Source organism: Ruoffia tabacinasalis, from assembly GCF_042652985.1.
GTDB classification, from domain to species: Bacteria; Bacillota; Bacilli; order Lactobacillales; family Aerococcaceae; genus Ruoffia; species Ruoffia tabacinasalis.
In genome coordinates, this window is sequence record NZ_JBHSHQ010000022.1 from 15,935 (window position 1) to 28,287 (window position 12,353).

The 12,353-nt window shown below is 37.6% G+C and carries 8 protein-coding genes; all 8 read right to left on the bottom strand.

The features are described from left to right. Window positions 1–9 precede the first annotated feature (9 nt). The 8 genes from pepF to ACFO5Y_RS03595 all read right to left on the bottom strand — a co-directional run bounded on the left by pepF (window position 10) and on the right by ACFO5Y_RS03595 (window position 11,807). Window positions 10–1,818 (bottom strand): oligoendopeptidase F, encoded by a 1,809-nt coding sequence (pepF, locus tag ACFO5Y_RS03560; RefSeq protein WP_197105142.1) that lies wholly within the window; start codon window positions 1,816–1,818, stop codon window positions 10–12. 19 nt (window positions 1,819–1,837) lie between these two features. Continuing rightward, window positions 1,838–3,031, bottom strand: a complete 1,194-nt coding sequence (locus ACFO5Y_RS03565; RefSeq protein WP_197105141.1) for a pyridoxal phosphate-dependent aminotransferase — start codon at window positions 3,029–3,031, stop codon at window positions 1,838–1,840. Further along, the gene (locus tag ACFO5Y_RS03570) at window positions 3,028–3,516 is read right to left on the bottom strand and encodes an Lrp/AsnC family transcriptional regulator (protein WP_331459535.1); all 489 of its coding nucleotides are present in this window, start codon (window positions 3,514–3,516) and stop codon (window positions 3,028–3,030) included. Before ACFO5Y_RS03570 ends, ACFO5Y_RS03565 begins: the two co-directional genes overlap by 4 nt. Window positions 3,517–3,628: 112 nt before the next feature. Beyond that, the gene (locus ACFO5Y_RS03575) at window positions 3,629–5,371 is read right to left on the bottom strand and encodes a serine hydrolase (protein WP_197105140.1); all 1,743 of its coding nucleotides are present in this window, start codon (window positions 5,369–5,371) and stop codon (window positions 3,629–3,631) included. Window positions 5,372–5,450: 79 nt separating this feature from the next. Continuing rightward, window positions 5,451–6,188, bottom strand: a complete 738-nt coding sequence (locus ACFO5Y_RS03580; protein ID WP_138404577.1) for a hypothetical protein — start codon at window positions 6,186–6,188, stop codon at window positions 5,451–5,453. Window positions 6,189–6,330: 142 nt separating this feature from the next. Beyond that, entirely contained in the window at window positions 6,331–7,062 is a 732-nt protein-coding gene (locus ACFO5Y_RS03585; RefSeq protein WP_197105139.1) for an amino acid ABC transporter ATP-binding protein, read from the bottom strand. Between the two features lie 6 nt (window positions 7,063–7,068). Next, window positions 7,069–10,014: an ABC transporter substrate-binding protein/permease gene (locus ACFO5Y_RS03590; protein WP_231606952.1), complete on the bottom strand. Its 2,946-nt coding sequence runs from the start codon at window positions 10,012–10,014 to the stop codon at window positions 7,069–7,071. 254 nt (window positions 10,015–10,268) lie between these two features. Next, window positions 10,269–11,807 carry a ClC family H(+)/Cl(-) exchange transporter gene (locus ACFO5Y_RS03595; RefSeq protein ID WP_197105138.1) on the bottom strand — a complete coding sequence of 513 codons (1,539 nt, stop codon included), beginning with the start codon at window positions 11,805–11,807 and terminating at the stop codon, window positions 10,269–10,271. Window positions 11,808–12,353 lie beyond the last annotated feature (546 nt).

The window sequence follows — 12,353 nt, forward strand, 5'->3', positions numbered from 1 at the left end:
AACTGTAACTTAAGCAAGCTCTTCGATTTGATCGATTAAGCCGTCAACGAATTGAATTGCTTGGCGAATCGCGTCCGCATTGGTCATATCTACATCCACATTGGCTGCTAATTCAAGCGCATCTTTCGTTCCGCCTGCTGCTAAATTGTCTAACCAAGCTGACACAGCTTCTTGATCATTATCAGCAATCATCTGACCCACTTGAGTTCCAATCGTTAAACCAGCAGAATAAGTATATGAGTATAAGCCCATATAGTAATGTGGTTGGCGCATCCAAGTTAATTCAGCACCATCATTGATTTCTACAGCATCTGCCCAGAAGTTTTCTAACGTTTCTTTAAAGAACCCATTTAGACGGTTAGCATTTAATACTTCATCATTATCTACTGCTTCGTAAACTTTGCGTTGGAAATCCGCTTCTAATAAATGTGTCACCATATTATGGAAGTAAGTTCTTGTAATAAATTCTGCAATTAATGAGCGTTTCGCATCATTTTCAATCGGTTGATTTAATAAATATTGGCACATAATGACTTCGTTGGCTGTTGAAGGTGCTTCAACAAAATACAAGCTTGCTTCCGGTGTAATACTTAATTGGTTTTGATAAGTTAATTGGAAATGCCCTGCATGGCCTAACTCATGGGCTAGCACAAGCACTTCACTTAATAAACCAGTCCAGTTAAGCAGAATATAAGACGGTCCATCAGCAATCGTTGAACAGAAACCTCCCGTTGATTTTGATTGGTTCATCGGGTAATCAATCCAGCGTTCATCAAAGGCTTGCTTCACATAACCTAAATACTCATCCCCAAAGACAGATAAGGCTGACTCAATCATCTCACGACTCTCATCAATACTAATCGACATCGGTTCATCTTTAGAGAATGGCATCTTAATGTCAGCTAAAGTAACTTTATCCAGCCCTTGTTCTTCTTTTAATAACTTCGCGTAACGTCTAAATACTGGCGCTAACTCCGTAGTTAAGGTATCGATAATTAAATTATAACTATCACGTGAAATTTGTTGATCGTGTAGTAAATAATCAAACACAGAATCAAAGCCACGTAAAGTTGCCATTTTCTTCTCAGTTTGAACATGGTTAATATAATTGGTAGCAACCGTATGTTGATGGTTACTTAGGCCTTGGTGGAATGATTTCCAAGCAGCATGGCGAATTTCTTTATTCATATGCCCTTCAAAATCTTGCTCAAAACCAGCAAAGGAATTGCTGTAAGTTTCAGAACCCACTACAAAGTCTGGAAAGATCATGTCTTGGAATTTAACTGTATTATACATATCACTATGGTTCGTTAGTGATCCCGATAAGCTACTTAGGGTTTCCTCAATCATAGGATCTAGCATCATTGGTTTATTATATTTGATTCGATCTATAAAAGCTTTAAATTTTTGCCCTTCCTCAGTCACTGTTAATTCATTTAACATCTCTTCAGATAAGTTCGCTAATTCCGATTCAAAAAATGATAAACGAACGCCAAGCCACTCACTTAATTGGCCTAATTTTAACGCATTTGCTTCATTCGTATCATCTAATTTATCTACTTCATAGGCTAAAGAACCGTATTGAAATACTTTCCCCATCCTAACATTGATATCATCAAAATCATTTAAAGCACTTAAAATCGTTCCGACATTTGTTAAGTTCCCTTTATAATTTGTATTAAAAGTTGCTACTTTTTCTTTTAAGGCTTCTATTGCTTTTTCGTACTCTGCTTGGGTTGCAAATAGTAATGATAAGTCCCAAGTCTCTTCTTTATTTAATAAATCACGTGTTGGTAGTGGTCCATTTTGTTTAGTCATAATATCCTCCATCTTGTTATTAATGTGCTGCTTCGCCGTACAATGCTTTCTCTCTTAATCTGTGAACGAATTGCTCTAAGCGATTAATTGCGACTTTCAGTTCTTTAATCGAATATGCATAGGAGATTCGGATGTACCCTTCTCCACTGTCCCCAAAGGCAGACCCTGGAATGACAGCCAAATGCTCTTCTAACAGTAATTGTGTCGCAAAATCTTCTGAAGTCATCTGGAATTCTTGGATATTTGGGAAGATGTAAAATGCTCCTAAAGGTTCAAAGCAAGTTAAGCCAATTCGATCTAACTCTTTTAAAAGATAGCGTCGACGTTGATTGTAACTTTGGCGCATCTCTTCAACCGATGCATCCCCATTTTTCAAAGCTTCTATACCAGCGTATTGACTCAGTGTCGGTGCAGCCATAATTGTAAACTGATGAATCTTAATCATCTGTTCCATAATTGCTTTTGGCCCACAACAATAGCCTAAACGCCAACCGGTCATCGCGTAGGTTTTAGAAAAACCATTAATATAGACTGTACGCTCTTTCATTCCTGGTACTGAAGCCAATGTTACATGCGCACTTTCAGTATAGGTCAAATCATCATAAATTTCATCTGTCACTAAAAGCAAGTCATGCTGCATAATAACGCGAGCTAACGCATCAATGTCACTTTGCTCTAATATTGCACCAGTTGGATTGTTTGGAAAATTCATAATAACAATCTTCGTCTTCGGTGTAATCGCTGCTTCTAGTTCTTCCGCCGTTAAACGGAATTGATTTGCTTCTTTTAAAGCAATCGGAACGGGAACCCCGCCAGACAACTCAATACAAGGCAAGTAAGAAACATAGCCCGGTTCTAAATAAATAACTTCGTCCCCGGGACAAACCGTTGCCCGTAAAGCAATATCAATCGCTTCACTCCCACCAATCGTCACTAAAATCTCTTCTTTAGGATTATAATCTAATTGATGCTTACGACTTAGTCGTCCAGCTATTTCTTCTCGTAACTCCATCAAACCGGCATTCGCTGTATAGAATGTACGTCCTCGACTCAATGCGTCGCGCGCTTCATCACGAATATGCCACGGTGTATCGAAATCAGGTTCCCCCACTCCTAATGAAATAACATTATCCATCTCATTAGCAATATCAAAAAAACGGCGAATTCCTGAAGGTTTTATTTTTTTGACGTGTTCATTCACGAAATCTCTCATAAAGAAACCGCCATCCTACGATCATCATCATCATTATCAAATAATGTTCCATGATCTTTATATTTTTTCAAAATAACGTGCGTTGCTGTTGATTGAACTTCATCAATCACAGATAATTTACTTGTCACAAAGCGGGCAATTTCACGCATGGGTGCTTTCTTCAATTCAATTGAAAAATCATACCCACCTGACATTAAATACATCGCTTCAACTTCGGGAAAATTGTAAATCAAACTCGCAATCCGGTCAAAGCCTTGACCGCGTTGTGGATTCACTTTCACTTCAATCATCGCTGAAACATATTCATCTTCAGTTTTATCCCAATTAATCAAAGTGTGGTAGCCGATAATGACTTTCTCTTCTTCTAACTCAGTAATAATTTCTTCAACAATACTCTCTTCTATATCAAGCATTGTTGCGATTTCACTCGCCTCTAAGCGACTATTTTGTTCGATGAGTTTTAAAATATTCTCACGTTGATTCACAATATCACTCCCTTATTTTAGATGTCATCTATTATAGCAAAACGCTTTCTTAAATACGATAAAAATTATAACAAAAAAGCAAGCACCGAAACGGCACTTGCTAAAAGTGTGATTACTCCACAGTTATCCACAACTGTGATCTTAATTCATTAAAGACATTATGAACACGTAGAGATAAATTCCCTACCTGGTCTGAAATGCTGTCATAATCTCCTGGATAAGACGTGTAAACAGCTAATGAATACGCCCCATATGGTGTGATAAATGTGGCGATATCATTTTGCTCAGTCTCTCCTAAACCAGACTTATTCCAAGACGTGGTTGAAGACGGAATATATTGGCGTAAGAAGTTATGTGTATTCATAGTCAACTTATTAATTAACATCGCATCCCATGGTTCACCATTGACTTGGTTGTTATCTAATAAGGCGAAGTAGCGCGCCGCATCATGAGGCGTAGTTGTAAAGTAAGTATCTTCACTATAATACTTCCCATTCACATACGTCTCATAAAGACCTAATTGATGGATATGCGGGTTGATAATGTATCCACCACCTACAACATCAATTAATAAGTTCGCGGCTGTATTATCACTATAAACCGTGACTAAGTTAACCAATTCATCAACCGTATACATACTTCCACTTGGCTGACCTTGAATAATCCCCGCTCCAGGCACTTTATCCCAATCCGTCATCGTCACATAAGTATCTGGTGATAATTCACCCGTCTTGTATTGATGGTAGACTTCACCAAGAACATAGATTTTCTGGGTACTTGCAGGCCAGAATTGTTGGTTATTAATATCAACTTGAGCCATCGTTTCATTATTAATAAAAGATGCCCCAACGTTAGCGTTGATCATTCCAATTTCTTCCCAGATGACTGCTTCCATCGTATCTAACAACTCACGTTCACTGTAGTAAGTTTCCACGTAATCTGTACCTGTCTCATCTTTTCGAACCCATCCTAATTCCTCATAACCAATGTAAACATGTAACCATTCTTCATCGAAAGAAGTGTACTCAGCAACAACTTCCATCGGCATATCATAGAAACCTTCTGTCGTCGTTCTCATCGTTGAGTTTTGTGTCTTAGGTGGTGCACTAAGAATCAATGAATCTGTTGCTTTATAAAGAATACTGTAATCAACAGGTTTGACCTCACTCATCTTTGTATATTCATAAGGTCTTTCAATAAAGAAGAAATCAGGTGCATCCGTAGGTACTAAATTTAATAACATATTACGGTGTTGACTTAACTCTTCAGCTTCTTCCAAACTAAAGCCAATATCTTGTTGCTTACCTTTTAGAAAGTAAAACCAACCTTCCTCAGGTATGTTATGCCACCCCGTGTATGGAGTATCATTACGATATAATAATTCTTCCCCTTCAACTGCGTACCAAGCAAAGCCGTTTAAACTCTCTTCAGACAATAAACGTTCTTGATTCACATAAGAAGTGGGTGAGACAATTGCTACATTCGGACTAAAGTAAAACCATGGAACAATCTCAGGTAACTCTTCTTCTGGAGTTAATTCCTCATCATTTTCAGCAACTTCCGTTAGAAGTGGCGTCTCTGTTCGGTTCGCTACCCCCACATTGACAACGGATGATCTTAAATCTTCAATTAATACACTGGCTTTCGGTTGAAGATGCAAAGTGTCATAGCGATGCTGTTCCACAAGTTCAGCTGGCGTAATTTCTTCAGCTTGATTGAATTCTTCACCGAGTGAATTTGCGGATTTATTTGTAAAGGGTTGCCCAATAGAGAAAAAGATGACAGCCAATACAATGACAATACCACCGGCAATGCCTCCAATTATTCCGTAACGCTTCATTTTATCTTTTTCCAATACAACCCTCCTTTCTTGTTTGCTTTAATTTTAGACATAACATTATTATATCCATTTTAATGATAAGTTCAATATTATTTTACACACGAAGTTTTGCATCAGGGTTGATTTTAAAGGTAATACGTTTACTGAAGTACTCGTAAATATCTTGTGATAGAGACATTTCTGGCATCATTTCTTTAAATGCATTATAGGAGAATCGTTCTCTTAACTCGATTTCGTCTGCCCCTTGTTGGACAACATTACGGTGAATAAATTGCTCGTAAGCTTCTTCATCTAAACGTCCACCTTGATTCTCAAAGACACGATGTGCAATCACTTTAAAGATAAAGTCTTCTTCCGCACGTTTCTCAAGTTGTTCATTAATATTTCCTTCAAGTTTTAATTGTTCACGCCCATATTGCTCTAATGGCATGTTATATTGATCGGCGTAAGCTTTCACTTGTCTTAAGTAATCCGTAACATAACTGTCGCGTTCTTCACTATTTAAGATGACGTTTGAATTGTCTGCATAATATTTTAAGATGAATGGTAAAACTTCATTATAGAATTGTAACTGTGTTTGGTTACGTTGGTATACTTCCATCCCCGATTGTTTAAGTTGTTGAATTGTTTTAACCCCTGGTAAAGCTAGAGCGTCTACCATTTCGTTCGTTAATTCGTCAACCGGTTCATTGATCATCTCTTCATATTGTCTGCGCGCATGGTCAACTAATGGTTGTGCCACGGCATCCCATGAAGGTATTTCAATTGTTAATTTTTCCTCAGGAACATTTATATCTTTATAACTCATTACATTTTCAACACTGCTTTTCATATTTAATCGCTCCTTTATATCTTGATATATTGTAGTCGAGAATCGCTGAAACAACAAGCCTATTTGGATAATTCCAAAACATTTTTAAATATTTTAAGAAAATAAAAAAGGTAGCCCGAAAGCTACCTCGTTCAAATACTAATTAAACTAATACTTTGTCTAAGAATGATTTCGTACGTTCTTCTTTAGGATTACTGAATAGTACTGAGGGAAGATCTTCTTCCACTACATAGCCACCATCCATGAAGATGACACGGTCTCCAACTTCACGAGCGAATCCCATCTCATGAGTTACAACAACCATTGTCATACCTTGTGCCGCTAAATCTTTCATAACGTTAAGAACATCTCCGACCATCTCAGGGTCAAGTGCTGACGTTGGTTCGTCAAACAACATAATATCTGGATCCATGGCTAAGGCACGCGCAATTGCCACACGTTGTTTTTGTCCACCTGATAATGAGTTTGGATATGCATCAGCTTTATCATCAAGTCCAACTTGATTTAATAAATCTAATGCTTTTTTATCTGCTTCATCTTTTGATAACACATCTAGTTCAACCGGTGCTAAAGTGATGTTTTCTTTAACACTTAAATGTGGGAATAAGTTAAAGTGTTGGAATACCATTCCGATATTTTTACGCACCGAGTTAATATCTGTCTCTTTTGCACTGATATTCACACCATTAACATTCACTTCACCGCCGTTGATTTCTTCTAAGCGGTTTAGGCAACGAAGTAATGTTGATTTACCTGAACCCGAAGGGCCGATAATACAAACAACTTCTCCTGAATCTACATGTAAATCAATACCTTTTAATACTTCATTATTACCAAAACTTTTCTTTAAACCTTTTACTATTACGTTCGCCATTAGTTGTTACACATCCTTTTCTAGTCTATTAGAAATCTTAGTTAAGATTGTAATCAAGATAATGTACATTAATCCAACGATTAACCACATTGCTCCTGATTGATAAGTACGAGCAATAATAATTCGACCTGTTTGAGTTAATTCTACTAAACCAATTACTGATAGAATTGATGTATCTTTCAGTGTAATAACAAACTGGTTAATGAATGAAGGGATCATAATTCTGAACGCTTGCGGTAAGATAATTCGTCTCATTGTCTTACCTTTGTTCAACCCTAAACTTCGTGCCGCTTCATCTTGTCCGACATCAACCGCATTAATACCACCACGTACAATTTCAGCAATATAAGCCGCTGCGTTTATACTTAAGGTAGTAATCCCGGCTGCTACCGCTCCGAATGTCCAACCTGTTAATTGTGGAATACCGAAGTATACGAAGAATGATAATACGATCATCGGCGTACCACGCATCAAGTCAATATACACTTGAGCAATGAATGATAAGATAATATTACCAGACGTGCGCATTAAACCAATGATAATACCAATAACGGCTGCAATTGCAAATGACACTAATGTAATCCATAAAGTTGTCCATAATCCGTTAAGTAAAGCACGACCATTTTGTTCGATTAAACCGAAGAAACCACTTGAAGAAGATTCTTCTTCTAATTCTTCCTCACCTAAGTAGTTCGATATTATTGTATCATACTCACCAGAGGCTTGAATATTACTTAGTCCTTGATTGAATAAAGCAACTAATTCTGGGTTCTGACCTTCAGAAACTGCGAATCCATAATCAGTTACTTCCATTTGTTCACCAATAAAGCGTAATGGAATACCCCCTGTTTGAGCCGCATAAGCCATTACTGGGTAGTCTTCAATAACTGCAACAGAGTTTCCTGCTTGTAAATCTTCATACATATTGACTGAATCTTCAAACGTTGAAATCGTAAAGCCGTATTCGTCAGCCACTGACTCAGCTGCTGCCATTCCTGTTGTACCAGTCTTAACAGCAACGTTTTGACCTTCTAAATCTTCTAATGACTCAACGTCACTATCTTCTAAGACTGCGAATTGAACTCCCGCTTCATAATATGGGTTTGAGAAATCAAACGACTCTTCACGTTCTTCCGTGATTCCCATACCAGCAATCATTCCATCAATTTGACCCGCCTCAACAGCTTGTAAAGCCGCGTTAAATCCTAATGGACGAATCTCATAATTAAAGCCTTGATCTGCAGCGATGGCTGCAAGTAAATCCATATCGATACCAACATATTCGCCGTCATCTCCAACGAACTCGAATGGTGCAAATGTTGTATCTGTACCAATCACATAAGTACGATCCGGATCAGCCACAACTTCTTCAGCTTCTTCTGAACCCTCTTCCCCTTCGGAACTTGGGTCTGCATTCGCCATGTCTGTATCGCCTAAATGCGTATTAACAATTTCATCAAATTCACCTGACTCACGAACATTTGAGAGTCCCGCATTAAACATTTCAATTAATTCTGGATTCTCACCTGTCTGAACAGCGAATCCATAATCTGTTACTTCCATTTGTTCGCCGATAAAGCGTAATGGAATACCCCCTGTTTGAGCTGCATAAGCCATCACTGGGTAATCTTCAATCACTGCGGCAGAATTTCCTGCTTGTAAGTCTTCATACATATTGACTGAATCTTCAAATGTTGAGATTGTGAAGCCGTATTCGTCAGCCACTGATTCAGCTGCTGCCATACCCGTTGTACCAGTCTTAACCGCAACATTTTGACCTTCTAAGTCTTCTAATGATTCAATATCGCTGTCTTTTAAAACCGCAAATTGAACTCCCGCTTCAAAGTATGGTTCTGAGAAGTCAAAAGATTCTTGTCGCTCTTCAGTAATCCCCATACCAGCAATCATACCATCAATTTGACCCGCCTCAACAGCTTGTAAAGCCGCATTGAAACCAAGTGGTCTGATCTCATATTCAAAACCTTGATCTGCAGCGATTGCTTCTAATAAGTCCATATCGATACCAACGAAGTTACCATTCTCATCTTGGTATTCAAATGGTGCGAACGTAGTATCTGTACCAATTATATAAGTTCGATCTGGATCAGCGACAACTGCTGCTTCTGATTCTTGTGAACTTTCCTCTTCTTCTGAATCTGATTCTGATTCAGCTAAATCAGTCTCACCTAAATGTGTATCAATAATTTCATCAAACTCACCAGATTCACGGACACTTTCTAACCCCGCATTGAACATTTCAATTAATTCTGGATTCTCACCCGCAGAAACAGCAAACCCATAATCAGTCACTTCCATTTGTTCGCCGATAAAGCGTAATGGAATACCACCAGTTTGAGCCGCATAGGCCATCACTGGATAATCCTCAATGACTGCAGCTGAATTACCTGCTTGTAAGTCTTCATACATATTTACTGAATCTTCAAAAGTCGAAATCGTAAAGCCGTATTCATCAGCCACTGATTCAGCTGCTGCCATACCGGTTGTACCGGTCTTAACGGCAACATTTTCTCCTTCTAAATCTTCTAACGATTCAATATCGCTATCTTCTAAAACAGCGAATTGCACTCCTGCTTCATAGTACGGATCTGAGAAGTCAAAAGATTCTTGTCGCTCTTCTGTAATTCCCATACCTGCAATCATACCATCAACTTGTCCACTCTCTACAGCCTGTAAAGCTGCATTGAATCCTAGTGGTCTTATCTCATATTCAAAACCTTGATCTTCAGCGATTGCTTCCAATAGGTCCATATCAATACCAACAAAGTCACCATTCTCATCTTGATACTCAAATGGGGCAAATGTTGTATCTGTAGCAATAATGTAAGGCTCATTATCCTCTTGTGCCTGCACAACCGTATTCATTACCGGTGCACCGACAAGTACGGTTAACATTACAACTAAACTCATAGATAACCATCTAAAAAACTTCATGTTTCACTCCAACTTTCCTTGAATTTTAATAATTGTAGAAACTTTTCTCATATTATTCTAACAATACTTATTATACGCAAAAATACCCCTCTTTCGCAACTTATATATATCATTATATGTGAATAAATCTAACATAAATCGATAGAATAACACTATAATCCTTACAAATAAGTAATTATTGCTATCTATTATGTAAAATTTTAACAAAAAAAGACGAATCCAATTGGAATCGACTTTTCATAAATGTATATCATCTAATCTTGATGTGTAAAGTAATTATGAACTAGCTCTGTGTCTAATACATTATGTAAAACCATCACCGTATCTAACGTTTTAATCGACTCATCTGCTTTAGGAAGCAAGTTTAATCCTTCTCGATTAATTTCAACAATCAGTAAATTTGTCGGCAAATTCAAATCAGAGATTAACGTATTCTTTAGTGGACTTTCTGGTCCAATTGTAAACGTCGACACGATTAATTCACTTTCTTCCACTTTTTGAGGGGTTAATCGCTGAATCAGGTTGTTATATAAAGTTTCGTAAATAGGCTCTGTACGAGTGATTTCTCCTACAATGAAGGCGATAATTGAAGCGAAGGATAACATGATTAAGTGAGTAAATGACCCTGTCATCTCCATTACGAGTACAATTGACATAATAGGCGCTCGAACAACTGCGGTCATCACCGCCGACATACCTAAGATGATAAAATTCACCATATAAACTGGCTCTAGCCCACTAATGTGGTAAACAAGTAATCCAGAGATTGCCCCTAAAACTAGGACTGGCAAGAAAATACCTCCTTGAACTCCACTATTATAGGATATACTGGTAAAGACTAACTTACCTATCAACCAAAAGACTAACATCCCCACACTAATCGGTGCAGCAACCATATGCTCCACTAAATGATGCCCTCCACCTAATAACTCAGGTGAAAATAATCCAACAACGACCGTCAACATAAAAATCAACGGTACTAAATAGATTGGTTTTAACCTTGTCCAAGCAAAGAAACGTCGTGTCCATTCCATAAAGTGATTAAATAAAACCCCCACTAAACCTGCAATTAAACCAACAAGGACTACCCAACCAATATCGTTCATATCAATCGTTTGATTCACTCTAAAAGAGAAAGAATAAATCTTACCTGCAAATATAAATGAAACGAAGTTTGCTGTAATACTCGCAATAATACTTGGTAATAATAAGTAATGTGAGAAAGAACCGTACACTTCTTCTAAAGTAAATAAAGTCCCAGCAATCGGTGCATTAAATGCAGCCGACAAACCAGCACTCGCTCCAGCCGTAATTAAATAATTGGAAGTTAATTTATCTGTCTTGAATAACTTCCCAACAATCTTTCCGGTCACTCCACCTAACTGAATTGACGGACCTTCACGCCCTAAACTTAACCCAATAAAGTTAGCCAAAGAACCACCAAGAAACTTACTAATTAAGGTCGGTCCCGGATTCATTGACAATCTTCCTAGTAACTCTCCTCGTATTTGAGGTATTCCAGATCCTCCAGATAACGGTGCCCACTTTAATAACTGAACGACTATCACACCGAATACAAACGCTGCGAGAAACATCCATAAATAATTAATCGAAAATGGCATGTTATATATCGAATCACGAATCGTATCCAATTCAGCTAATACAAAGCGATAAGCCACCGCAAGCATTCCGCTAAATAAACCCGTTACTAAACCCAAGAAAATTAATTTCAATCTATTTGTTCCGGCTAAGTTACTTTCCCTTACCGGAATCTGCTTATATTCCTTCACCATTCCACATCAATCCAGCTTTCTAAAATAATAAGTACATCCTTAATCATATCATAAATTATAAGTGCATATATCAAAAAATGTGTGCAAAAAAGCACTTTTTAGTGGGGGTTGGTGGTTGGAAAGATGATCTGAATATGCAGACTTGACGAAAAGCGTCATTTTGGGTAAGAGCGTCACTTTGAGTTTCCATAGTGTCACTTTTTAGCGTTTTATCATGGACAATCAGAAATATGCTGATTTCATTCGTAAACTTTGTATCATTTTGGTAAAAATATCGTAGACAAATAGGTTTAAGAAGGAAAAATAAATACACCCTACTACACATACTGATAAGAATATCGCATTTACTAAAAAAAATTTATACTTCAGATAATATTTCGGACAAATTTCGGACATTATCGAAGAAATATAACAATCCATAATTGACGCAAAAAATCTCAACCACAAAATTCGCACTATTATATAGAAGGAACAGAGTGTATATTGTATTTTAAAAAGGGGCCAAAATTTTAGGAATTGCAATTGAAAATGGGACCACCTGTCAGT